We start from the raw sequence: 23,240 nt of genomic DNA, 5'->3' as shown, positions 1-23,240 counted from the left end.
CGCGCGTTCGGACGTGTCAGGGTGCGGGAGGTTCTTCGCCTCGGGCTGTGCGGCGGAGGGTATCCGTGGCGGCGTTGCGGATGGCTCGGGCGCCTCGCGATGCGCGTCGGCGGCTCAACTCGCGCAGGATCGGGCGCGGGGTTCGCGGATTGGCGGCCAGCAGGACGAGGACGTCCGGGGCATCGCCGGCGGCGAGTATGGCGGCTTCCTCTGCGTCGAGGGACGAACTGGACGCGAGCCTGCGGTGTTCGCGGCGGCGGAGCGCGTCGGCGACGTGCGGGTCGGTCGAGGCGCAGGCGCGATCTTCGAGCAGTTCGTTGCGTGCCGGGTCCGGGACGGGCGACTCGAGCACCAGGGCGAGGACGTGCGCGTGGGGGTGCCGGTCGAGGAAGTCCGCGAGTCGGACGGCGTCGCTTGCCTCCGCGTTCGCCAGGTGCCGGGCGTGGAACGCGGCCGCGTTCCACGCGAGGTCCGTCGACGCGGCGCCGAGTATGTCTTCGTACGCGGTCTGTTTGCGCGTCGAGTCGGGATCGATCTCGGCAAGCGCCCGCAGCAGCCAACCACCCGGGACATCGTGGTACCGGCGGACGAAGGCGGCGAACTCGTCGGGCCGGACGGCGGGATCGCGATAGAACTCCAGCCCCACGGTCAGGATCGACTCCGGGTACCGGTGGACCTCACACATGCGCAACAGCAGGCTTCGAGGCCCGGTGCGATGCCCCAACGCACCGATGAGCACGCCACGGTCGCACAGTTGGAGAAGGTACGCCTCGGACATGCTCGGGTTGTCGAGGAATCCGGCGCCGAGGTCTTCGTGCCCTTCGGCGACCACCGTCTCGACGATCCGGCGAAGTTCCGCGGCGGACACGGCCGCAGTCGCCGCCGCTCGCTCGATCGCGTTCCTCAGTGGCGCGGTGTTGTTCGGGGTTTCCAACGTCAGGTAGAGGTCACGACGCCAGGATGGGCACGCCATCCCGGCAACGAGCGTCGCGGTACTCACGTCGTCTTCGGTGATCACCATGGTGACCGCAGCAGCTTGAGTGTCCGGTGCAATGGATTGTTTCCTTGATCGAGAATGACGCTGGAGCTTCCATCATTGAAGCAGGGTCGAGGAGCACGGCCCTCGACGACACCGGCGACCACGACCACGACCCACGACCCACGACGAACCCAACAACCGGCCCTGCGCGCCCGGTCCGGCGGCGATCACGGTCAGTCCGAGTCGTTGAGTCGGCCGGCCGGGACCTCAGCTTTTCCGGGGTCCCGACCGATCTACTCCAAGGCGGCTACCGTCACCAAATGAATCTGCTCCGGCGGCCCCGGTGCCAGCGGTTCCGTAACGCGCCCGTCGACGGTCGGGAAGGCCGGCCCCAGGGCAATGGCGACTTGGTTCTGCTGTGGGCTCTGCCCGATTTTCTGCCAAGTCGGCGAGCCACAGAGGTAGTCATCGACCTGTACCCCGCCGGAGATCTCCGTACGATCGGTGAAATTCCACTCGACGGCGTTCATCGCCGAACCGTACCGTTCAGGGGCGTTCGGTCCCCGCCGGGCCACCAGGGCCCCGGCCACCACCCTGCCGTCGCGGAGGATGACGGCCGTCGGCATGAGTGCCCCCTGGAGGAGACGCGCTCCGGTGTCCGACCGCAGCACGTAGTCAACCAACGGGGGGCGGTCTGCGGCCGGCCTGTGGACTCCACGTATCTCGACGGACAATCGACTGTCACCCGACGCCTTACCGTCGAATGTGTCGCCGCAGCCGATCGGCCCGTGTGCGCGGTCGTCCGGTCCCCGGCCGGCGGCGCGCCGGCGGCATTGCCGCCCGCAGACCGGCCGTTGCGGCAGACGCCGCGCCCCGTACGGTCCGGCGGTCCCGTCCGCATCGGCCCTCGCGCAGCGCCCGCAGCGCCGGCAGAGCGCGAGACGACGTCACGGATGACCCGCGCTCCCCGGCCCCCCGGTGCCGGGGAGCGGAAGCTTGAATCCCGACTTGACCTGTTCGTGCGTCAGGAGGCTTTCGTACCTGCGCACCGTCTTGTCCTCGATGAAGAGCTTCCGGGACACCTCGCGGTATGCCGTGAGGTCGGGCGTCACCAGCACGACGACGTAGTCCCATTGGCCGAGGACGGAGTAGCACTGCTGTGCCGTCGGCTCCGCGCGCAGCCGTGCGCAGAAGGCCGTGTGCTGCGCGTCGTCGTTCTCCACCAGTTCCACGAGCGCCACCGTCGTTAGGCCCAGTCCCACCGCTTGTGGATCGACGACGGCGACTTCGGCCCGGATCACGCCCGTGCGGCGCAGTCGGCTCATCCTGCGCTGTACGGCGCTCGGCGACAGTCCCACTTTGTCACCCAGTTCGTGCAGGGGCTGGGCCGCGTCGGTCTGCACGAGGTCGAGCAGCAAGTGATCGATCTCGTCGAGAAAGGGGGTCGGGGGCACGCAATAAAGTTGCACCAAGCCGCCAAAATCGTCAATCGCATGGACCGCTGTCCGTCCTACGATCATCGAACCCAGGCGCATTCCGCGCCCGAGAGCGGCTTTCCCGCCGCCACCGCAGCATCCCTGCGACCGCCCCCCGATGGACGGGCGGGCGAGGCGCCGGCGCCCTGCTCTGCGGCCGGCCTTCAATGGATCGGAGCCCCCTGTGTTCGACGCTGTCACCCTCGAGTCCCTGCGGCAGCGGCCAGGCGTCAAGTGGGGCGCGGTCGCGCCCGGTGTTCTGCCGGCGTGGATCGCGGATCAGGACTTCCCCGTCGCGGCCCCGGTGCGTGACGCGCTCCTGCGCAATCTCGACGCCGACCTCGGCTACCCGGCGTGGGACGACCACCCCGAAGCGAACCCGCTCAACCAGGCCTTCGCCGAACGGATGAAAAGCCGCCACGACTTCGTGCTCGACCCCGGACACGTGCGTCTGTTCACGGACCTGATTCAGGCGCTCCAGGTCGTTCTCCATGTCGCGACCCGTCCCGGGGACACCGTCGCGATGCACGTGCCGGCCTATCCGCCGTTCCTGCAGACCCTGACCGACATGAATCGTCGGCTTCTCCCGATCCCGATGGTCGACGACGGCGACGGCTGGTCCTTCGACACGCAGCGATTGGCCGAGGACGTGGCCCGTCACGGCTGCCGGGTACTCCTGCTGGTCAACCCGCACAACCCCACCGGGCGGGTGATGAGCCATCGGGAGCTCTCCGCGTTGGCGGAGATCGCCGCCCGCCACGACCTCCTGGTCATCTCGGACGAGATCCATGCCGACCTCACCTACGAGCCGAACCGGCACATCCCGATCGCCTCCCTGAGCCCGGACACCGCCGCTCGCACGGTCACCCTGACCTCGGCCGGCAAGGCGTTCAATCTGGCGGGTCTACGCTGCTCGGTCGCGCACGTCGGGGACGAGCGCGTCCGGCGGGCCCTGGAGAGTCAGCCGCCCCTGCTGTTCGGTGAGGTGAGTTCGCTCAGTGTGTTGGCCACCCTGGCGGCGTGGCAGGAGGGCGACGCCTGGCTGGCCGAGGCCCGGGCGACCCTCACCCGCAACCGCCGCATGGTCGCCGAGTCGTTGCCCACCGGGATTCGCCACCACCTTCCCGAGGCGACCTACCTGGCCTGGCTGGACTGCCGCGCGCTTGGACTCGACACCGATCCGACCGCGTTCTTTCTCGACCACGCCGGGGTCCGGCTCAGCCCCGGCTCCGACTTCGGACCCGGCGGAGACGGCTTCACCCGCCTCAATTTCGCCACCTCCCGAGGAGTCCTCGAAGAGATCCTGCACCGCATGCGCACCGCCGTCGACCGACGCGCCCCCGACCCGGCGACGAGGTAGCCGAGCGCGCGCCGGCCAGGATGAGGTCGATCATCGCAAGCCGGATCGTGGCTTCGGAACGGCGTGGACAGGTCTCGTAGTGGCGGGCGAGCCGACGATGGTGCACGAGCCGGCCGAGGGAGCGCTCAACGATCCGGCGCCAGGCGACGACCGTGAAGCCGCGGCCACGGTCGTCGGGGGTGCGGCGGACAACCTCCACGCCAAACGGTCAGTCCGCCGGGTCGGGTGGTCAGGGTCCCGGTTCCGGCGGTGTTCCCGTCGACACCCGCAGTCCCCGGCCGGCGCCCGGCCCGTCATCCATGCCGCCACATCGGCCGGCGCCCCGCGGACCTCCACCGGCTCCCCCGCCCCCGAAGTAGGGGTGAACGCGGCATCGTCCGTGTGCAGGACGAGTCGGACTCCGTTCGGTGTCCTCGGCTCAAGGAAGGAGAGGGCGTGGAGCGCGAATTCGGCAAACCAATGGCGAGGAGAGCAGCCAAGGCCCAGATCGACCGCGCGGAACTCGGCTTCCCGCCAACGCGCCCTCACCGTGTCCAGCACGGTGGCATGACGAAAGCGAACCGGCCGGCCCCAGTCGTCGGCCGTACACCCCGCCCAGGCGGCTTCGAGGCCCCTTTGCGCGCTGCCCAAGTCCTCGCGCAGCTCGGCCGCGGTGCGCGAAGCACCCCGATCGATGGACGCGTCACGCGCTGATGCCGCTCCGGGCCGGGCTCCATATAGGAACGGAACCTTCCGCATGCGTGGCTACAGTCGTGCCGTTCAAGCAGCCCAACCCTTATGGAGCCGTCGTGATTCTGATCGTCGGAGCAACCGCGCATTTCGGGCGTGAGACCGTCGAGACCCTTGCCGCCGCAGGCACGAAGGTCCGGGCGTTGTCCCGCACGCCGGAGAACGCCGGCCTGCCTGCCGGGGTCGACGTGGTGAGAGGCGACCTCACCGACGCCGCATCACTGCGCCCGGCCCTCGACGGCGTCGAGAAGGTCTTCCTCGTCCTTCCCTACGGAATGGACCCGAGCACCCTGCTCACCGAGGCCGCCGTCGCCGGGGTCCGGCACGTCGTGTTCCTCTCCTCGGGAGCGGTGGTCGGCGACGCGGACTCCGTGCAGTCCGACGTGATCGCGGCCTACCACGCCGGAGTCGAAAGGGCCGTCGTCGCCCGCGGTCTCGACTGGACCTTCCTGCGCCTGCTGTTCCCCGCCATCAACACGCTGAGCTTCGCCCCGCAGCTCAAGGAATCCGACATCGTCCGCGCCCCGTATGCCGGTGCCGCCGCCTCCGTGGTCCACGAGCGCGACGTCGCCGAGGCGGCCTCGGCCGTCCTCACCGGCGACGGCCACGCCCAACGCACCTACGACCTCACCGGCCCCGCCTCCCTCACCCAGACCGAGCAGGTGCGCGTCCTCGGCGAGGCACTGGGGCGCCCCTTGGCCCTCGAGGAACTCGACGACGGCCCCGTCCGCGAACAGATGAGCCGCTTCCTGGACGCCCCATTCGTCGACGCCCTGTTCGACTTGATGGCCGCCACCGTCGACACAGCCGCGCCGGTGAACGACACGGTCCAACGACTCGTCGGACACCCCGCACGCACCTATGCCCAATGGGCCACCGACCATCGCGCGGACTTCTCCTGACCTGCGCACGAACCCGCCCCCGACTCCCCACCCCTGTCCGGACACAGGAGAACGGCCGGCGAACGACGGACCGGCGCCGCGGCGGGATCAGCTGCCACCGCATGCCGGCGACTACGTCCGGCGCGTGGACGGCCGCACCGGCTCAGGACTGGGAACGCCCGCAGGCGCGGGATCGATCGAGTGGTGGTTCAAGCGCGTGAATCGACGGCGGGGCCGCACCCAAGATTTGCAATGGGTGTGGCTCCGCCGTCGATTACGCGCGGACCGTAGGGCGCTCAGCCGTAGTTGAAGTAGAAACTGCCGCCGTTGTTCGCTGCCGCTATCAGGAGGACCACGAACAGTAGGACGTCCACAACACCGAGCACGATCGCGGCGATCGACATGCCCCGCCCACCCGCGCCCGCACGGCTGCGCCGCAGCCCGACCGCACCGAAGATCACGGCGAGCGGGCCAAGGATGATGTTGAACAGGAACACGCCCACGACCCCACACACCAGACCCGCCACCGCGAGACCGTTGGTGCCGGTGCGAGCCCCCGATGCCGCCCGGCCGGTGCGTTCGTAGGAACCGCCATAGCCCGTCATGTCGACGCCCTTCCCGTACTGATCGAATGTCGTGCCTGCCTGACCGACGCCTGCCCCGACGCGGGATTCCCATGCCGACGACAATGCGTACCGAGCACCCGAACAGCGAACGGCCGCGATACGAACTCCCCGACGGAACAGGCCGATACGCGACCTCGACCGCCTGACCACGATCCCGAGGGATCGGCGGGAAGCGCCTCCGATCCGAGTCGGGAGCCCCCATACCAGCCCAGGATCCGGCCGCGGGATGCACTCCGCATCGCCGCAGATCTCGTCTACGAGTGCGGTGTGGCACGGGACGCGCGCGCTCTCGGCGCAGATCGGGTGACGGGCGCCCTTGCCCACACCGCTGTCGTTCCGCACGCGCACGGCGCCGGTCGACAACCGGTTCCGCGGTGTCGGATCGGGTACTCGAATCCGATCCTTGCGAAGGAGCGGATGTGCAGACCTTTTTGCCCGACCCCGGGTTCGAGGCGACCGCGAGGTCACTCGACGATCGCAGACTCGGCAAGCAGCGCGTGGAGACCTTCCAGATCCTGCGGGCGCTGGTTTGGCCGACCTACGGTTGGAAACATCACCCCGCCGTCGCGATGTGGCGGGGATTCGTCCCGGCACTGGTCTGCTACGGCCTCGCCATGTGCGCCGAGTGGACCCGTCGTGGATTCCGCGACACGGTCGCCGCGCAACTGCTCGACTTCACCGCGGGTCGCGTCCCGCACCGGCCCCGCCTGTACCGGGAGGGCATGCTGCCGCCGTGGCTGGGCGATGAAGCCCTGCACCTCAGCCATAGATCGAAGCTGGTGGCCAAGGACGAGGCACGATACCGGCGGCAATACGGGCCGGATGTGCCCGCCGATCTGCCGTATGTGTGGCCGCTCCCCTGTTTCCCCCGGTGGCCGATGCCGGTGGGAGCGGCGGCCGCGTTCGAGTTGGCCCCCGCGTTGCAGGTGTTGGATCGCGATCGGGCAACCACGCTGGAGGAAGGGGCGTTTCGGGCGATCACCCGGGGACGCGACTTCGAGGCCGAGGCGTCTGGCGCGCAGGGACGAGACCTCGCACTGCTCGTGAGCCTGGGGCGGGCGGGGCCCACCGTGTGGTTCACCGGCACGCCGCTGCCCGACGCGAACGAGGCCACGGACAGCACCCGGGTGCCCGTCCCCGAGGACACTCCCGCAACGGGCGGGTCGATTGCCCGGGCACCGGACCCGGCCACCCTCCAGGCCGTGCACGACCAGGCGAGAGCACCGGTGCGGGTACGTTTTCTGCGGCCCGGCCAGCCGATCGTGGATCGCTGGGGAAAACCGGGACTGCTCGTGGTGAACCACGGTGACGGCCCGATTCGGCCCGCACGTCCGAAGGGGGTACCCGTCCTGCGGCTGCGGGCGACGTGAGCCGACCGCGGATGCCTCAGCGTGGACCGTCGCTCGGCACGATCCGGTGCTGCTTGGCGGTCGCCCATGAACGCGCGGAGCGCGGCAGCCGAACTGCCGTTGCCACGGACCTGCTTCCCGCAGGAGGAGTCCGCGACCTTCCGAATGGAACTCGCGGTCGCCTTGTCCGGGAAGATCGGGAAGCTCGGGAAGCTCTGGTACCGGTGCGCTCGACCGAGCCTCGTGATGTGCCGGTTCGGAGGTGTCAGAGCGTGGGGTTCAGGATTTCGCCGAGGCGTTGGTGCGCGAGGTAGTTCTTGGCGAGGTGAAAGTCGAAGGCGCCGATGACGGTGTGCTCGTCGGTGTCGACACCCTCGAAGGTACGGCCGATCCCGCCCCTGGGAACGGCGACGATGTCGCCGGGGTCGGCGAGGTTGGCCCAGCGGGCCACTCCGGGCGGGCGGGCGCCGCGGCCGTCGATGGGCGCCGGGCGAAGGCGGGGCAGGACCGCGTGTGGCAGGGCCAGGGGCGAGCCGAGGGTGACCAGGAGGTCGATCCTCAGGTCGGGGCGTGCCCACAGGGCCTCGTAGGCGACGACGGATCCGAGGGAGTGGGCGATCACGACGCGGGCGCCGGTTCCTTCGATGGCGTCGGTGACCCTGGCCCGGGCGGCGGCGCGGGCCGGGCTGTCGGGGTTCTTCAGATAGGCGGGGACCTCCCGGCAGAACCCCGCGACGAACCACCTGGTGGCGGGTGGGCCGAGAAGGCGCATGCGGGCGAGGGTCTCGACGGCCTGGCGCACCTCGACGGTCGACTCGCCCGCTGCGACCCCCCGGGGCAGGTCGAACGTGTCCAACCACTGATGCGCGAATTCGGTCTCGGACGGGTCGAGGTGGTCGAGGTCGTCGCCGGCGCCTTGGCGGCCGGACTTGACCAGCAGGTCGGCGTAGTACGCCACGGACACGTCCGGCGGCGACGCGCCGCCTCCGGCGCGTCGCAGGGCGGTGGCGAGGTGTGTGGCCCAGATCCGGGAAAGGGTTTCGGCGGCTTGTTCGGGAGTCTCGCCGCGGCGGCGGTTCCAGATGCCGTGCACGCCGACGATCGCCGCTGTCACGAGCTCTCCCTGGGGAAGAAGTCGGTGCCTGTTCCATGCACCGGGCGCTCGCCCGGGTGGTGCGGCTTTCGGTGCAATACCGCGATGTCCCGGCCGAAGCCCGCGAACAGGCGACCGTCCGGGCCCCAGTCGAGAGCCACACACGCCGAGGGCAGGGGAATCCGGTCGAGACACCGTCCGTCGGCCAGGTCCCAGACGCGCGCGGTCCGGTCGTTGGAGCCGGTGGCGGCGACGGGTCGTCCGTCGATCGTCGTGCACGCCACGGCTCTCACCCAGTCGGTGTGTCCTTTGAGCGGTTGGCCGAGTTGAGTCTGCGTGGTCAGGTCCCATACCCGCACGGTGGCGTCGTGGGAGCCGGTGACGGCGACCGGCCGGCCGGCGATCGTCGTGCACGCGACGGCTCTCACCCAGTCGGCATGTCCTATGAGCGGTTCGCCGAGTTGAGCGTGCGCGGTCAGGTCCCACATCCGCACGGTGTCGTCGTCGGAGCCGGTGACGGCCACGGGCCGCCCACCGACCACCGCGCACGCGACCGCGACCACCCCGCCGGTGTGCCCCGTCAGGGGTACACCGAGTTGTGTACCGGTGTTCAGATCCCAGACCCGCACGATGGCATCCCACGAGCCGGTCACCGCGACGGGCCGCCCACCGACCACCGCGCACGCGACCGCGACCACCCAGTCGGTGTGTCCGATGAAGGGTTCACCCAGCGGTGTGCCGGTGCCCAGGTCCCAGAGTCGCACGGTGGCATCACGGGAGCCGGTGGCACCGACGGGACGCCCGCCGACCACCGTGCACGCGGCCGCGTCGACCCAGTCGGTGTGTCCGGTGAGAGGTTCACCGAGCGGTGTGTGCGTGGTGAGGTCCCAGATCCGCACGGTGCGGTCGTCGGAGCCGGTGACGGCGACAGGCCGCCCTTCGAGCTTCGTGCAACCGACCGCGATCACCGCACCGGTGTGCCCCGTGAGGGCTTCACCGAGGGGTGTCCGGGTGGTCAGATCCCAGATCCGCACGGTGTCGTCGTCGGAGCCGGTGACGGCGACGGGCCGTCCATCGATCACCGTGCAGGCGACCGTGCGCACCGCGCCGGTGTGTCCGGTGAGGGGCTCACCCAGGGATGTGCCGGTGGTCAGGTCCCAGATCCGCACGGTGCGGTCGTCGGAGCCGGTGACGGCGACGGGGCGTCCGTCGACCAGGGTGCACGCGACGGCTCTCACCCAGTCGGTGTGCCCGGTGAGGGGTTCGCCCAGCGCCGTGCCGGTGGTGAGGTCCCAGACCCGCACCGTGGCGTCGTGGGAGCCGGTGACGGCGACGGGCCGCGCGTTGATCGCGGTGCACGCGATCGCGACCACCGTGCTGATGTGTCCGGTGAGGGGTTCGCCGAGGGGTGTGCCGGTGGTCGGGTCCCAGACTCGCACGGTGGTGTCGTTGGAACCCGTGACGACGACGGGCCGCCCGGCGACCACGGTGCACGCGATCGCGACCACCCCACCGGTGTGTCCGGCGAGGAGGGGCTCACCCACAGGTGCTCCGGTCGTGAGATCCCAGACCCGCATGGTGGCGTCCTTGGAACCGGTGACGGCCACGGGTCTCCCGCCCAGCACCGTACACGCGATCGCGACCACCGCACCGGTGTGTCCGATGACGGGCTCGCCCAACGGTGTGCCGGTCGTGAGGTCCCAGACCCGCACGGTGCGGTCGTTGGAGCCGGTGACGGCGACGGGACGCCCGCCGACCACACTGCACGCGACCGCGACCACCAGATCGGTGTGTCCGGTCATGGTGTCGCGAAGCGCGGGGTTCAGGATTCCACCGGTGGCGGCGACGGTCGTCCACACGCCGGTCTCGATCCGGTCGTCGAGCGTGCTCGCGGGAGCGGCGGCTCGGTAGCGAATGGCATCGGTGGCCAGGAGCCGCCGGCGGGTGCCGGGATCGGCCTGACGGTGCACGCCGATCGAGGCGCGGTAGACGGCACGCGCCGACAGCGCATCGGTGCCGCCGGCGCGAGGAAAGGCACGCACGAGGGCGATCGGGTCACCGTGGACCAAGTACTCCGTGTCGGTGAGGAGTTCCTCCAGGCGGCCCGCGGCTTCGGCGTGCGCCGGAGCGTGCCGCAGGAGGTACGGAGGGGCGGTGTCCCAGCTGCGCACGTGGCCGTCGTGGGTGGTGTGCGTCGCAAGAAAGTGCTCCAGGACGTCATCGGGCGTGGGAGCAAGGGGGTCCGTCGTCGACTGTCGCACGAGATGATCGACGAGTCCCTGGTGAAAGAGGCGGTACAGCAGCGTGTCGTCGTGGTCGGGGGTCGCACGCAGGTAGAACAACGCCTCGGAGACCAGCGTTCGGGCGCGATCGGGATCGACGTCGGCGAACAATCCGGCCAGGGGTAGCGCCACTTCCAAGGGCATCCCCGCACCCCGGGCCAGGGCCAGTGCGGACAGGATGGCGCGGACGCCCGGACCGTCCGGACGCGAGGCGAGATCCAGGTCGAGCACCGCCGGCAGTGTGGTGGGCGCCGAACTCCCCAACCGCCCGGCCGTGTCCGGGTCGGCCGGTGCGGGGACCTGCGTGAGGTGACGAGTGAAGATCCCGGCCACGAGGAACGCGCCCCACTCCGCACGGCGATCCGGGTTCGGGGCGAGGCGATCGGCAATCGCCCGGGCGAGATGATGACGGATCGCGCGCATCCGGGGCGGGCCGAACGCGGAGATGTCGGCCAGGCGGGCTCCCAAGTGGTCCGCCAAGTCCTCGCGAACCTCGTCGGGATGGGCGTCGTCCAGGTCCAGCAGGCCGCCCACATCGATGGCGCGGTCGAGCAGCGGGGTGAACATCGGCCTGCGCCGCGTCCCCACCAACAGGCGTACCGCGGGCGTGCCGTCGGCACGGGCCACGCCCACCAGTCGGACCAGGTTCGCGCACAACGCCACCGGCTCCGAAGCCTCGTCCAAGGCGTCCACGATCACCACCGGAACCTCGCCCGTCGCGGGCAGGAGAGCGATGAACACCGTCGCGTCCATGAGCACGTCCGGCCCGGGATCCATGCCGAGTTGACGGGCCGCCGACGCGAACACCTCGGCCGACGTGCGCCCTCGGGCGTGCACGGCGGCCAGGAGGTCGTTGATCGACGGGCACCCCGACGCGTCCCGCGCGTCCAGCCGCTCGCGCACATGCCCCGCGACCGCGACCAGTTCGGGATGCGACGCACACGCCAACGCCCCCAACAGCGCAGACTTGCCCACTCCCGGATTGCCCGTCACCACCCGCAGGCCACCCACCGCGACGTCGTCCAACCACGGCGCGAGCACCCGCAACTGCGAGCGCCGGCCGGTGAACCGCACCCCGGCCTTGTCGGTGAAGTGCCGCACGTCCGAGGGATCGAGAAACACTCGCAGCGCGGGCTCGACACCGGCCAGGCGCGCCGCGTCGGGGTCGTGGACCGGGTTGGGAAAGAACGGCAGGTTCGGCTCGTCCTCGGCCAGCACCATCGCCGTGCTCTGCACGCTCTGCACCATCCCGGGCATACGCTCCACCCGCTGCGCCACCCGTCGGGCCACCTTCGAGAACGGTACGTGCGACCGGGCGGGATCAGTGTCCAACCCCGTGCGGGCCACCTCCTCGAACACCTCGGCCAACGCGACGCTGAACCGCCCGTCGTACGCGTCCTGCCCCGCACCCGAAGCCGTCATCACCCACGCGTACGCCGGCGTGTCCGATCCGTGCACCATGTGCGGCAACGACGCCGCCCGCCCCGACCGACACAGGTCGAACAGGAAGAGCGTCGGAGACCCCAATCGCTGCGCGTCGTCCACCCATTGCGCGACGTTCGTGCCTCGACCCACGCACGCGTCGGCCGGCACCACGTCCACCCGGTACGGGTTGGCGGCATCCGCGTCCCCGTGCGACGCGACATACACGACCCGGGCGGCGCCCAATGCCTCGTCCACCGCCGTGCGCAACGCGGCGGCGCCCACGTCCCTGTGCACTTCGGTGGTGTAGCCCAGGCGGTTCAGCGCCGCCGTGACCGGCGGCACCACCTCGTCCACGAACGGCAGGTCCGACCACGCCACCGCGCCGACCGGAACCTCGCCGATCCCCGCCGCGAAGCGCCCGATCCCCACCACCAACGCTCGGACAACCCCCACTCACGCCCCCCACCCGACAGGAGACACCAGCCTGGCAGACATTGCCCGACCGCACCCTCGAAAGGACGCAACAACGACGAACAGCCCAACAACGCCGGGAGACTTCCCGGTTCCCGCGGGCAGGCGCCGAGACCGGGCGCAGGACCCGGTCGAGGACGCGCACCGGTGCAACGTGCCGATCCGCGCGGAGGAACACGACCGTCTGATCCCGCTTTCGGCACCGCCGCCTGCACCCACCCGTCGAGATCCTTGGCCGCCCTCACCTTGTCGCCGACGTTCATCCGCCGGCGGACGCAGGTCACTGCCGATAGCGGCTGTACAAGCCCGGCGACACCCGCCCACACGGCGGCCACCAACAGCGGTGTGGGTCAGGGGCGCCGGCGGTGGAACCGGCACTCGTCGTCCCCGGCGCCGAGTCGGAAGGGCGGTGGGAGCCGTTCGAGGAAGGACTTTCGCCCGCGCCGTTCGATCCGGCGGGCCTGGTGGACGACGCGAAGCCGTCCCGCTCCTTCACCGTCATTCCTGGAATGTCGTGGTCTCCCCCAGTGCGGCACGTCCGGTGTCGATGTGGTTCACCGGCGCGGAGTCGTCGGCGTATCCGAACGAGATCCCGACCAGCAGTTTCCCGGCGGTGCCGCCGAGTTCGGTGCGTACGTCGTCGGCGTAGAAGCTCAGCAGCCCCTGCGGGCAGCTCGCCACGCCGTACGCGGTCATCGCCGGCAGAAGCGTCTGGTGGCGAAGGTGAAGGCCGGCTTGTGGGGCCGCCGGCTTGCCCGGGTGGTTGCACCGGCCATGGCCGACGGTGACGGCGGTGACACGAGGCCGCGCGCACGGCGGCAGGGAAGCCCGCCCGACTGGATCGACAAGCAGCTGCACGGCAGACAGTCATTCGTCTGGGACTGCCCGCCATCCACTCCCACCGGCACGAGTGAGCCGCGGGGGTCAGGACCGGGGATGGCTCGCCGAGCAACTTGTCGTTGGACACGTCCTGGCGTCGGAGTCCCTCTGCGGCTGTGCAAGTCGGGCAGCGGGTCACCGCCGAGGTGGTCGCCGTGGATCAGGAGGAGGGCCGGGTCCGGTTTCCGCCGGGCAGCCCAGCGACAACTCTGCTATCCGGCGTCCACGGTGCAGCGCAACGGCAGTTCGTCCCGGCCCTGCGCATGGCCAAGGCCGCAGGCGAGACCGCCTTCGCCGCGCATGTCATCTCCGGCCTCGCCACCCGGGCCGTCTTCCCACGACGCGGACCCGACGCCGCACCTCGCCTGCGCCGGAGCCAGCGCCGCAGGAATCCACGCACGGCGCTGCCGGCGCGGCTGTCGGGGCCGAGGCACGCGGCCGCGCGGCCCCGGGCGGTCGCCGGGCGACGAACGCCAGGCGCGCCGTGCGCCGGCCGACGCCGGAACCCGCCTCGAACACATCGGCGGCGGAAACGACCAGGCGCACGGCCTGCCTCCGAACCCGCCGTTCCGTGAATGCAGGCGCGTTGCCCGCGTGGCCGGTGATCGCCGTGCGACTACGACAGCCAGAGTTTTCGCTCGATGATGGCGCCCTTGCGGGATCCTTGTTCGGTGACGAAGGGGGTGATCTCCACGCCGGAACGGCGATGGTTGACCTGTGACGGCGTCAGTGGCGTCCGCGGTGCCTTCCACGCGGCGGGCTTGAGGCCCAGGGCCACGACGGAGAGGGCCGGCACGGTGTCCGCGGTGCGTACTCGGGCAGACGGGTCGCGCGTTACCGAGGAGATCGCGGCGGAGGCGTCCGGAGGATTCCTGGCCTCCTCGAATCTGGTGATTTCGCCGAAGTGTTGCATGCCGGCTCTCGCGGCGAACTCTCCGAAATGCGCGACGTGATGGTCGACTTTGGCCTCGAAGAACTGGGCGTCAAGGCCCGATGGTGACGAATCCCCGGTCCTCGTCGTCGCGTTGCGCCCTCGTCGATGCGCCCGTCGCAGCAGGCGATCGTCTCGCCGTGCCCGGCGAAGCTCGCGCTTCGCTTCTTTGACGGATTCCATACCTGGACGGGCTGTTCGAGGTACCTCCGGGTTCCGGCGGTTGGCCTTCCAAACCCGTCGGTCGTACTTTGCCTGGATACGCCTGCCGTACACCATCTCTCGGGCGATTCGTACCGCCATCGCCGTCGCGTCCGGCGTCAGACCGGCCAGGCGGGCATCGTTCGCGTCTCTACGCGCGGCCCAACTCGCCCTCATGCGCTCGAACATGCCCCTCCATCGTGACTCTGCAAACGCCGCGCAAGAGCCACCCGTGCGACGACTTCGACCCGGACACTCATCGAGACTCCCATGAAGTCACATCACCAGGGCTCTCGGCAACATCGATGACAACGCGCCCGTTGTCCGATCGTCGAGCGCCGCCCGCGACGGACGGCCCCGACGCCTCGTTGCGATGGACATGACCGTGTCGCGCTCGTGGGGCAACGAGGTCGATCACGGGGTTCCTTTGACGGCCTGTCGCAGGGTGCTTTGGCGCCCCGATCCGCCGATCGGCGCGGCGGGCAGACGGTGTTACCGCTGCCCGGGTGGTCGCACAATCTTGTGTCGACCCGGTCGAGGCGCCCTTTCGCGTATTGCTTGCGGACGCGGTCAGCACCGCCGGACGGAACTCACCTCGTTCCTCTGCGGCGACGGCAGGTTCGTGCTCTGGCCGTCGAGGATGTTGAGGATCTTGTTCCTGTACCCGGCATCGCGAAACAGGCACCAGTCGTCCTTGGTGTTGTTCCGGGCCGACCACACGTGGTCGTTCAACCGGCCCGACAAGACACTCAGGTCGGAGGCGCCGTCCTCAAGCTCGTAGTGCGCGCCGGTGCCGTTCGTACCGTAATAGATGCAGAATTTGTTCGAGTTGCACGGCCACGCCGACGCGTCCGTCCGTGCCGTCGCAGATGGGGCTGAGATCGTGACGGCTCCGACCAGCAATGCGGTGACTACTGCGGCGCTGCGCGTCCTGAAGGCCATGATGCCACTTCCTTTCACATCCCGAAGGCGCCGACGAAACGCATTTCGGCCCTGTCGCCCACTCGCGGCGTCGGCGGTCCGAGACGGGTCGATGTCAGGGTTCTACGCATCCGCATCCACCTCCAAGCAGGCCCGAGCCAACGATCACCCGAAAGGATGGTTGCGGAGGGTGGGCTTCCGGTGGCGCCGTACCCGCGGTGACGGCGTCGCCGAGCATCTCGCATGCGCCGCATTGGCCTGCGCATCGGCATGCGGTGCCGAATTCCGCCGTCACGGCCGCGAAGGCTTCCGAGGGTGGAAGGTGGTGGCGGGCCGACCTGCATGGGCACCACGGCACGTGTTCGTCCTCGAGCGCATGGCTCGGGCGCCCCGGGGGTCGAGGGGCTCGGAGAGGCCCGGCGGGACCCACCGGCCCCGGCATCCGGCGACCGACCGATGTCGACCCGCGCGATCAGCGCTTGCGGGCGACGCCGCCGAACTCGATCCATTCCGCGGTCTCCTGGGCCGGCCCGGGCGTTCCGTCCGGGCGCCAGGTGGATACCTCGACGAGGCCGGGGTCGAGCAGTTCCAGGCCGGTGAAGTAGCTCTCGACGTCCGCCGCCTCGCGGACGCGGCCCCAATTGCCCTGGGTAGCGGTGAGCATGAATTCGCTGAGACGCTCGCGTACTTCCGAGTCTGCCGAGACCAGGTGCGAGATGACGACGAAGCTGCCCGGGGCGAGCCGGTCCATGACACGTTCGACCAGAGCCGCCGGTTCATCGCTGTCCGGCAGGCAGTGCAGTACCGAGACGAACAGCGCCGCGGTCGGTTCGGTGACGTCGATCAACTTGGCCACTTCGGCGTTGTCCATGATCGCATCGGTGTCCCGAAAGTCCGCGGTGATCACGGTCGTTCGGTCGTTGTCCGCAAGGATCGCGCGCCCGTGCGCCAGCACGATCGGGTCGTGGTCGATATAGGCGACGCGCGACGCCGAGTCGACGCGCTGCGCTATCTGGTGCACGTTGTCCTGGGTGGGCAGGCCCGATCCGTGGTCGAGGAACTGCCGTACGCCGTAATCGCTCGCCAGCACCCGGACCGCGCGTTGGAGGAAGCGCCGATTGTTGATCGCGAGCGCGCGCGTGCCCGGCGCCGCTTTGGACAACTCCTCGGATGCCTCGCGGTCGACCCGGTAGTTGTCCTTGCCGCCGAGATAGTAGTCGTACATTCGCGCCACGCTGGGAACCGTGAGATCGAACCCGCCGGGCGGGTTGACCTGCGCCCGGTCCCGGGCATCGTCCTGCGCGTCGATCGAGCGCTCCGCCATGCGAATCCCCCACGAATACCCGGTAGTTGACGACGTGTCACACGACATGGACACGCCGGACACAGCCTAGCCGATGCTTGACCGAGTCCATATCCTCGACGCGCGGGCCGTCCCGCCCTCGTCGGCGCCGATCAGCCGGATGACCCGCGTCGGTCACGCGGAACGACAGCCGGGCGCTGACGCGGGCACGGCAACGTAGGGAGAACGCACGGAGTACGGTCCGCGTTCGATGGGTTGTCCGAGCCCTCGAGCGTGGCGCGACATCCCCTGCCCTTGCGGATCGCCTTGCGGCGCGCGGGGATCGCCCCCGTTGATCCTGCCGAAGCCGAGCGTCCCGCCGCCGTCCAGCGTCGCGGCGGCGGGCAGACGAGCCCGGGCGACGTGTTCGTCGATCAGTCGGCCTGGTTCGGCGTACTGCTGCACCGGCTCGACGGAACCGCCGCACGGCCGACCGCATCCCGACCCTCGCGAACTCGCCGCTCTCCCGGGCGCCCACAGCACGGCACGCGACCATCACGCCTCCGACGAGCAGGCCGAACACCCGGCGTATCGCCGCCTGTCGAGCGACGCGGGTGTTCCGGCACACGGATCGCGAGGCACCGTAGTCGGCCCTGCCGTTGTGCGTCAGTCGATGAGGTAGTCGTCGGGGGCGGGTCCCTTGGTCCAGTTCCAGTAGTCCACCAGGCGCCAGGGGCTGGCGGTGTAGACCTCGCCGTCGGCGTTCTTGAAGTAGGAGTGCTTGATGGTCGGGTGCGACCACACCAATTGCCGGACTGCGGCGCGGTGTCGGGCGACGTAGTCCTCGAGGGCTGTGTGAGTGGGTTCGAGGGCGCGGGCGCCGCGCTCGATGACGGCTTCGATACAGGCGGAGATGTACTGCATCTGGCATTCGGATTGGAAGATCAGGCTGCCGCCGTGTGCGAGGGCGGTGCCGGGGCCGTACATGCAGAAGAGGTTGGGGAAGTTCGGCACGGTGATGCCGAGGTACGCGGTGGGTGTCTCGCCCCACTGTTCGGCGAGAACCGCCCCGTCCCGGCCGACGACGCGCATGGGGTAGAGGTAGCGGTTGGCCTGGAAGCCGGTGGCGTAGACGATGATGTCGGCCTCGTGGCGCACGCCGTCCGCGGTCACGACGGCGTCCTTGTCGATGCGCGCGATGGGGTCGCGGACGAGGGTGACATCGTCGCGTTTGAGGGTGCGCAGCCAACTGCCGTTGTCCTGAAGGGTGCGCTTGCCGGTGGCCGGGTAGTCCGGGAGGACCTTGGCGAACAACTCCGGGTCGTCGCCGACCTGGCTTCGGATCCAATCGGTGAAGATCTCGCGGGTGCGGTCGTTGCGCTCGCTGATGGAGCGCTCCTGGTGCGGCCATTCGGGGTCGATACGGGCACCTTCGAGAGCGCCGTCGCTGCCGGGCCAGAAGATCATGAAGCGGTACCAGCGTCCGTAGAAGGGCAGGTGCCGCATGGCCCACCGCACGCCCGGACCGACCTTGCCGTGGTAGTTCGGGTTGGGGAACATCCACTGCGCGGTGCGCTGGAAGACGGTCAGGTGCGCGACGTCCTCGGCGATCGCGGGTGCGATCTGGAAACCGGACGCGCCGGCTCCGATCATCGCGACGCGCTTCCCGCGGTGGTCGACGCCGTGGTCCCAGTGGGAGGAGTGGAACACGGGGCCGGCGAAGTCCTCCGCGCCGTCGAAGTGGGGGATGTGGGGTCGGTTGAGCAGGCCGACTGCGGAGATCACGGCCCGGGCGGTGACCGTGTTCTCCCGGGCGCCGGGGCCGCGGGTGGTGACCCGCCAGGTGCCTGTGGGCTCGTCCCACACGGCCTGGGAAACCTCGGTGTTCCAGCGGACGTGGTCGGCGATGCCGTGACGTTCCATCACATCGCGGAAGTAGCTTTGGAGTTCGGGCCCGCGGGCGTAGAACTCGCTCCAGTGGTCGGAGGGTTCGAAGCTGTAGCAATAGAAGTGGTTGCCGACGTCGACGCGGCAGCCGGGGTAGGTGTTCTCGTACCACGTACCGCCGACATCCGGGTTCTTCTCGATGATCGTGAAGGGGATGCCGGCCTCCTTGAGGCGGATGCCCGCGAGCAGGCCGGACTGGCCGCAGCCGATGACCAGCACCGGGAACGCTTCGCGGGCCGCGGCGACCCCCGGGGTGGGGACGAACTCGGCAGGCTGCTCCCCCAGTTGCATGTCCTCAAGCATCATGGGCACGTACTCGGCCGGGATCTCCGCGCAGGCGACCCAGTTCATCATCGCGTGGAGCAGTTCGGGGCCGGGCTGCGTGGGCAGGGTGCAGCCGTTGTCGCGATAGGCACGTATGGCGTCCAGGGCTCGGGCGCGGACCCGGGCCTTCTCATCCTCGGTGAGGAAGCCCTGCACTTCGTTCAGGACGAGGCCGCGTGGGCGTATCGGCCCGCTGATCCACGACGGGTCACCGGTCAGGTGGACGAGCGACAGCATCAGGGCGGGGATGCTGACGTCCTCGAGTGCGGCGGCGATGGTGGCGTCGTCGTCGGTGAAGGGAAGCCCGACGTGCGGGTGGCGTTCGGACATGCTCGTGTGCTCCTGCGCGTGGGGGTGTGGACAGGTACTCAGGGACGGGCGAGGCGGCGGGCGGGTCGGCCAGTGCGCCGGGCGGGGGCGCCGTTCTGCCGGCGGCGAACCGATTCCGGGTTCGGCTCGGGTCGGCTCGGGTTCGGCTCGGGCTGCTGCGGGCGGCCCGTGCCCACCGCGAACGAGCAGCCCCTGCCCGCGTGAGCGGGCTGGAGCGTGGTGCCGTGGTCCTCTCGGGGACGGTTTCCGTGCGCGGCCGGACGCCGGTGCGGCCCGCGGTGCGCCGGGACTGTGCCGCCGACGGGCTGCGGGGCGCCGCCCTGGACCGGCCGCGGTCCCTGACCGTCGCGGTGGAGCGACGCGTGTGCACCGCCCCGGCTTCCCCGCTGAACCGCGCCGGGAGCCGCAGCGAGCGGGCTCCGCTGCCGGCGGCCGGGCGGTCGCGCCGGCCTTCGGTACGGCGTCGCTCCGTCGCGCATCGGCGAGGTTCCGCCGGGGCCGCTCCGCGCTGCCGCCCCGTGGGTCGCGCAGGGAGACGGCCGCGGTGGCCGCTGCCGCTGCCGACATCGTGAAGTGGCAGCGCTGGTCGGCACCCCATAGGCGGGCTGCTCCGTTCGTTTCGTACCCGGCGACGGCGCTCATGACGGCCCGCACTCGCGCCCATATCGAGACGATTTCAATATGAAACTATGGCCCGCAGTGAAGCCTAGGGGCCTAAAAATCACAAGAGACGCACGACCGCAGTTCGCATCGCCGCGTCCTCCGCCGAGCAGGGACTCACCGTCATCGATGGAACGGCCCCCAGGGCAACGGACTTCGCGGGAAACCACGCCGCCGCCTACACGTCTTCGACCAAACGGACGCTTTCGGCGACCTCTCGGTCATCGCCTTCATCGAGTGGGCCAAGACCCATGCCACTCATCTGCGCGACTACGGCGCGGGCATTGTGGAGGGGCGGGCGACGTTGCTACCGCCGAACCCGGGTCGGCCCGGTCGTGGGGCTGCGGCGAACCAGACGACGAGCGTGATCGCCACATCCGAGGCCGGACCCGCCGTAGAACCGCGCGTTCGCGCCGTCCTCAACATGCCGTTGCCGCAGCACGCCGTCAGAGGGAGGCGATGACCTCGGCCGACGTCATGGGCACCGAGAACATGGGGAAGTCGTAGGTGATCGCGTTTTCGTGCTCCTCCTGGGAAGTGGCGGCAACGCAGTCCGCGAGAGTGATGACGCGGAAGCCGTTCTCGTACCCGGTGCGCATCGTCGACTCCACACAGCAGTTGGTGAGGAAACCGCCGAGGATGATCGTCTCGATCCCCTTGTTCCGCAGGATGAAGTCGAGGTTCGTGCTCGCGAAGGTGTCGAGGCCGCGCTTGCCTTCGATCACGATGTCGCCCTCGGCCGGCGCCAGGTCGTCCACGATCGCGGCGCCCCAGGTGTTCTTGACGAAGGCCGAGCCTTCCACGACTCCCTTGAGGATGCCGTACGGGTGGCGAGACAGTTCGCCGTAGCCGGGGGCGAACGTGATGGGTGCGTGCATGATCGCGACGCCCGCGGCGCGAGCGGCTGCGACCAGGGCCACGGTGTTCGCGAGCATTCCGGTCTTGGCCATGACATCGGCAACGGCGCTGTTGAGCACCCCGCCCTCGCTGGTGAAGTCGTTCTGGTACTCGATCAGGACGAGTGCGGTTTTCGCCGGATCGAAGCGGAAGGTCTCGGACATGGCGGCTCCCTGGTGAGCTGGAACGTCAACGGTCTTGGCCAGTTTGCCCGAGATGGCCTCCTACTTCGCCCGGTTCGGGATCACGAGCGGGTTCCCTGCTGCCTCCCGACATCGGATTCCCGACGAACCGGCCGGGAATCGGCAGTTACACCGGCAACTCGAAGCCACCGGACTCCCGGCGCTCCGGACGGGGCCGGTCGCATCGGGCGGGGAGGCGTGCGGCGCGCGGTGAGGACCCACGGCCGATCGCCTTCCCGATCCCGGGATCGAAACGCCGCCCGACCCGTCGGACCCCGTCGGATCCCGTCGGACCCCGTCGGACCCCGTCGGACCCCGTCGGATCCCGTCGGATCCCGTCGTGGCGGACGTCGCCCCGGGCGTGCCGAAACCCCCGCGGGATGCAGGCGCGGGGGTCTCGGTGGTGAGGGACGCGGAGGAACGTCCGGGGAGCCTGTCCCGGGGGTGGATCAGCGGTGGGTGCCCGCGGGGCCGGCGCCCTGGTGACCCGCGAGGAGGTCACCGTGGTCGTCGTCGCCGTCGACGTTCAGGCAGGTGTTCCCGAACGCGAAGTTGCCGCCGGCGATGATGTTGACCGTGTTCCCGCAGAGGTTCACCGGAACGTGCACCGGGACCTGGACGTTGTTCCCGGACAGCACGCCGGGCGAGTCGACGGCCGCGCCGTCGGCGTCCGCCCCGGCACTGGCCGCCCCGGCACCGGCCAACACCAGCGCGACGGTACCGGCGGCCGCCATCGCGGCCTTCCTGAACGTGTTCACAACTACTCTCCCGAAACTCGCCGGCGCGCCGCGTGAATGCGACGCACGAACCCCCAACGACGACCCGCCCCGTCAAGCAACCGGCCGGTGCAATCGTTCACCCGAACGCGCGGATGCCCCCGATCTCCGGCTCCCGGCAGGAGGCGCGCGGCCGTCATCGCACCGCCCATGCCACACGACGCTCGCGTACGGGCTCTTCGGGCTCTCCGGGCTCTTCGTGGTCGGGTGCTGCCTGCTCGCGGGAGGCATCGTGGCGGTCGGCGCGTTGGCGCGGGCATTCGGTGGCGACTACCCGACCGAGTTCGTCACGGGTCCCCTCGGGCTGGTCCGGACCTGTGCGCCGGGCCGCGTCGCCGGCACCGTTCCCCCCGGTCCCAACCAGGAGTGATGCCGAACTCGGTGTACAGGCGCCGGCAGTCCGTGGATGCTCCTTGGCGCTCCGTGTTACTCCGAGCTGATGGGGGGCCACCGAGCCATGGACCCGCTCGGAACGCGCGTCGGGTGCGTACCGGCGCCGGGGCGGGTACTCGTCCCGCTGCGGCAGCCGTCCGCTCGCGCCGGAAGAAGGGATCCAGATGTCGACTGTGCAGACGACACCGCGAACGAATCGTCTCCAGCGGGTTCATCACCGCGCCCGGTCGAGCGGCTCGTGATGCCGAGTACCGCTCTGATCGTCATCGACATGATCAACGCCTACGAGCACGAGGACGCCGAGGCATTGGTTCCCTCCGTACGTGAGGCCCTACCCGCGATGCGGCGGCTGATCGACCGCGCTCGCGGACACGAGGCGGACGTGGTCTACGTCAACGACAACTTCGGCAGGTGGCGCTCGCACCACGACGAGATCCTCGATGCCGCACTGCGGGGGCGGCACGCCGACCTCGTCGAGCCGATCCGGCCGGACGACACCTCGATGTTCGTCGTCAAGGCCCGCCACTCGATCTTCTACCAGACGCCCCTCGAATACCTGCTGAACCAGCAGGGCGTGCACCGGATCGTGCTGTGCGGCCAGGTAACCGAGCAGTGTGTGCTGTACTCCGCGCTCGATGCCCACATCCGTCGCTTCGAGGTGGCCGTGGCCGCGGACGCGGTCGCGCACATCCACGCGGACCTCGCGGACGCGGCCGTGAGCATGATGGAACGCAACATGGGTGCCACCGTCCTACCCGCCGACCGAATCGAGTTCTCCTGACCGCCGGGGCGAGCGCCCACGCGTCCGGAGCCCCCCGGCCACGTCACGACACCGGATACGCGTCCC

Annotated in this window: 16 protein-coding genes and 1 pseudogene; 4 read left to right on the top strand and 13 right to left on the bottom strand. The window is 70.0% G+C overall.

Annotated elements, in window-relative coordinates:
• Positions 1 to 16: 16 nt before the first annotated feature.
• From ACIRL2_RS28315 to ACIRL2_RS28305, 3 genes are all read right to left on the bottom strand, one after another.
• Positions 17 to 1,021: a hypothetical protein gene (locus ACIRL2_RS28315; protein WP_402235593.1), complete on the bottom strand. Its 1,005-nt coding sequence runs from the start codon at positions 1,019 to 1,021 to the stop codon at positions 17 to 19.
• Between the two features lie 251 nt (positions 1,022 to 1,272).
• Positions 1,273 to 1,509: a hypothetical protein gene (locus tag ACIRL2_RS28310; RefSeq protein ID WP_402235591.1), complete on the bottom strand. Its 237-nt coding sequence runs from the start codon at positions 1,507 to 1,509 to the stop codon at positions 1,273 to 1,275.
• 417 nt (positions 1,510 to 1,926) lie between these two features.
• Positions 1,927 to 2,433 carry an Lrp/AsnC family transcriptional regulator gene (locus ACIRL2_RS28305; RefSeq protein WP_402235588.1) on the bottom strand — a complete coding sequence of 169 codons (507 nt, stop codon included), beginning with the start codon at positions 2,431 to 2,433 and terminating at the stop codon, positions 1,927 to 1,929.
• A 205-nt stretch (positions 2,434 to 2,638) separates the two neighbouring features.
• Between ACIRL2_RS28305 and ACIRL2_RS28300 the strand changes: the two genes are divergently transcribed.
• Together ACIRL2_RS28300 and ACIRL2_RS28295 are read left to right on the top strand one after the other, a co-directional pair.
• Complete coding sequence (locus tag ACIRL2_RS28300) at positions 2,639 to 3,814, top strand: MalY/PatB family protein (RefSeq protein WP_395868586.1); 1,176 nt, start codon at positions 2,639 to 2,641, stop codon at positions 3,812 to 3,814.
• A gap of 788 nt (positions 3,815 to 4,602) precedes the next feature.
• Complete coding sequence (locus ACIRL2_RS28295) at positions 4,603 to 5,445, top strand: NAD(P)H-binding protein (RefSeq protein WP_395868588.1); 843 nt, start codon at positions 4,603 to 4,605, stop codon at positions 5,443 to 5,445.
• 275 nt (positions 5,446 to 5,720) lie between these two features.
• Here ACIRL2_RS28295 and ACIRL2_RS28290 read toward each other — a convergent pair whose 3' ends face one another.
• Positions 5,721 to 6,029 carry a DUF4190 domain-containing protein gene (locus ACIRL2_RS28290; protein WP_395868590.1) on the bottom strand — a complete coding sequence of 103 codons (309 nt, stop codon included), beginning with the start codon at positions 6,027 to 6,029 and terminating at the stop codon, positions 5,721 to 5,723.
• 440 nt (positions 6,030 to 6,469) lie between these two features.
• Between ACIRL2_RS28290 and ACIRL2_RS28285 the strand changes: the two are divergent.
• Positions 6,470 to 6,904, top strand: a pseudogene (locus tag ACIRL2_RS28285) (MSMEG_6728 family protein); the annotation flags it as partial.
• 760 nt (positions 6,905 to 7,664) lie between these two features.
• On the opposite strand, the gene ACIRL2_RS28280 reads toward ACIRL2_RS28285, so the two are convergent.
• The 9 genes from ACIRL2_RS28280 to ACIRL2_RS28240 all read right to left on the bottom strand — a co-directional run bounded on the left by ACIRL2_RS28280 (position 7,665) and on the right by ACIRL2_RS28240 (position 21,982).
• Complete coding sequence (locus ACIRL2_RS28280) at positions 7,665 to 8,513, bottom strand: hypothetical protein (protein ID WP_402235584.1); 849 nt, start codon at positions 8,511 to 8,513, stop codon at positions 7,665 to 7,667.
• Positions 8,510 to 12,652 carry an AAA family ATPase gene (locus ACIRL2_RS28275; RefSeq protein WP_402235581.1) on the bottom strand — a complete coding sequence of 1,381 codons (4,143 nt, stop codon included), beginning with the start codon at positions 12,650 to 12,652 and terminating at the stop codon, positions 8,510 to 8,512. Before ACIRL2_RS28275 ends, ACIRL2_RS28280 begins: the two co-directional genes overlap by 4 nt.
• Positions 12,653 to 13,168: 516 nt before the next feature.
• Positions 13,169 to 13,366, bottom strand: a complete 198-nt coding sequence (locus ACIRL2_RS28270; RefSeq protein ID WP_395868596.1) for a hypothetical protein — start codon at positions 13,364 to 13,366, stop codon at positions 13,169 to 13,171.
• A gap of 799 nt (positions 13,367 to 14,165) precedes the next feature.
• Complete coding sequence (locus ACIRL2_RS28265; protein ID WP_402235579.1) at positions 14,166 to 14,870, bottom strand: hypothetical protein; 705 nt, start codon at positions 14,868 to 14,870, stop codon at positions 14,166 to 14,168.
• Positions 14,871 to 15,251: 381 nt separating this feature from the next.
• The gene (locus ACIRL2_RS28260; RefSeq protein WP_395868600.1) at positions 15,252 to 15,623 is read right to left on the bottom strand and encodes a peptidase inhibitor family I36 protein; all 372 of its coding nucleotides are present in this window, start codon (positions 15,621 to 15,623) and stop codon (positions 15,252 to 15,254) included.
• A 451-nt stretch (positions 15,624 to 16,074) separates the two neighbouring features.
• Complete coding sequence (locus ACIRL2_RS28255) at positions 16,075 to 16,926, bottom strand: SAM-dependent methyltransferase (protein WP_395868602.1); 852 nt, start codon at positions 16,924 to 16,926, stop codon at positions 16,075 to 16,077.
• A 624-nt stretch (positions 16,927 to 17,550) separates the two neighbouring features.
• Positions 17,551 to 19,485, bottom strand: coding sequence for a flavin-containing monooxygenase (locus ACIRL2_RS28250; RefSeq protein WP_402235575.1), 1,935 nt, complete (start codon positions 19,483 to 19,485; stop codon positions 17,551 to 17,553).
• A 1,106-nt stretch (positions 19,486 to 20,591) separates the two neighbouring features.
• On the bottom strand, positions 20,592 to 21,206 hold the full coding sequence (locus ACIRL2_RS28245; protein ID WP_402235573.1) for a cysteine hydrolase: 615 nt from the start codon (positions 21,204 to 21,206) through the stop codon (positions 20,592 to 20,594).
• Positions 21,207 to 21,673: 467 nt separating this feature from the next.
• Entirely contained in the window at positions 21,674 to 21,982 is a 309-nt protein-coding gene (locus ACIRL2_RS28240; RefSeq protein ID WP_395868607.1) for a chaplin, read from the bottom strand.
• A 652-nt stretch (positions 21,983 to 22,634) separates the two neighbouring features.
• On the opposite strand from ACIRL2_RS28240, the gene ACIRL2_RS28235 reads away from it, so the two are divergent.
• Positions 22,635 to 23,174, top strand: a complete 540-nt coding sequence (locus ACIRL2_RS28235) for a cysteine hydrolase family protein (RefSeq protein ID WP_395868609.1) — start codon at positions 22,635 to 22,637, stop codon at positions 23,172 to 23,174.
• Positions 23,175 to 23,240: the final 66 nt, after the last annotated feature.

The sequence above is a fragment of the Embleya sp. NPDC127516 genome, assembly GCF_044765325.1.
Taxonomy (GTDB): domain Bacteria; phylum Actinomycetota; class Actinomycetes; order Streptomycetales; family Streptomycetaceae; genus Embleya.
The sequence above is the reverse complement of the archived record's forward strand: the minus strand, read 5'-3'. Positions and strand labels throughout refer to the sequence as shown.

What these genes read in the sequence shown, in the direction of transcription:
- ACIRL2_RS28245 (WP_402235573.1), bottom strand. Translation starts at nt 21,206, where the DNA reads ATGTCCGAGACCTTCCGCTTCGATCCGGCGAAAACCGCACTCGTCCTG.
- ACIRL2_RS28250 (WP_402235575.1), bottom strand. Translation starts at nt 19,485, where the DNA reads ATGTCCGAACGCCACCCGCACGTCGGGCTTCCCTTCACCGACGACGAC.
- ACIRL2_RS28235 (WP_395868609.1), top strand. Translation starts at nt 22,635, where the DNA reads ATGCCGAGTACCGCTCTGATCGTCATCGACATGATCAACGCCTACGAG.
- ACIRL2_RS28265 (WP_402235579.1), bottom strand. Translation starts at nt 14,870, where the DNA reads ATGTTCGAGCGCATGAGGGCGAGTTGGGCCGCGCGTAGAGACGCGAAC.
- ACIRL2_RS28290 (WP_395868590.1), bottom strand. Translation starts at nt 6,029, where the DNA reads ATGACGGGCTATGGCGGTTCCTACGAACGCACCGGCCGGGCGGCATCG.
- ACIRL2_RS28260 (WP_395868600.1), bottom strand. Translation starts at nt 15,623, where the DNA reads ATGGCCTTCAGGACGCGCAGCGCCGCAGTAGTCACCGCATTGCTGGTC.
- ACIRL2_RS28255 (WP_395868602.1), bottom strand. Translation starts at nt 16,926, where the DNA reads ATGGCGGAGCGCTCGATCGACGCGCAGGACGATGCCCGGGACCGGGCG.
- ACIRL2_RS28270 (WP_395868596.1), bottom strand. Translation starts at nt 13,366, where the DNA reads ATGACCGCGTACGGCGTGGCGAGCTGCCCGCAGGGGCTGCTGAGCTTC.
- ACIRL2_RS28315 (WP_402235593.1), bottom strand. Translation starts at nt 1,021, where the DNA reads ATGGTGATCACCGAAGACGACGTGAGTACCGCGACGCTCGTTGCCGGG.
- ACIRL2_RS28310 (WP_402235591.1), bottom strand. Translation starts at nt 1,509, where the DNA reads ATGAACGCCGTCGAGTGGAATTTCACCGATCGTACGGAGATCTCCGGC.